The following is a 402-nucleotide window of genomic DNA, read 5'->3' as shown; positions in this document are numbered from 1 at the left end:
GTGAGGTGATGGGGCTCGACGCCGACTTCGGCCGCGCGTTCAGCAAGGCCCAGACCGCGGCGTTCGGCTCCTTGCCCACGAGCGGCCGGGTCTTCGTCTCGATGGCCAACCGCGACAAGCGCTCGATGATCTTCCCGGTCAAGGTGCTCTCCGACCTCGGCTTCGAGATCCTCGCCACCCAGGGGACGGCCGAGGTGCTGCGCCGCAACGGCGTGCACGCCGTCGTGGTCCGCAAGCACTTCGACGGACCCGGCCCGAACGGCGAGAAGACGACCGTGCAGATGATCAACGACGGCGAGATCGACCTGGTCATCAACACCCCGCACGGCTCCTCGGGAGCGGGCGGCTCGGTCCGTGTCGACGGCTACGAGATCCGCACCGCCTCGGTCGGCGCCGACATCC

General features: G+C 69.2%; 1 pseudogene. It reads left to right on the top strand.

The features are described 5' to 3' along the window. Window positions 1–8: 8 nt before the first annotated feature. Window positions 9–402 (top strand): annotated as a pseudogene (locus K9U41_RS23585) (hypothetical protein); the annotation flags it as partial.

The organism is Xanthobacter autotrophicus (genome assembly GCF_029991245.1).
Classification (GTDB): Bacteria; Pseudomonadota; Alphaproteobacteria; order Rhizobiales; family Xanthobacteraceae; genus Xanthobacter; species Xanthobacter autotrophicus_C.
This window is presented reverse-complemented; position numbering and strand designations above follow the sequence as displayed.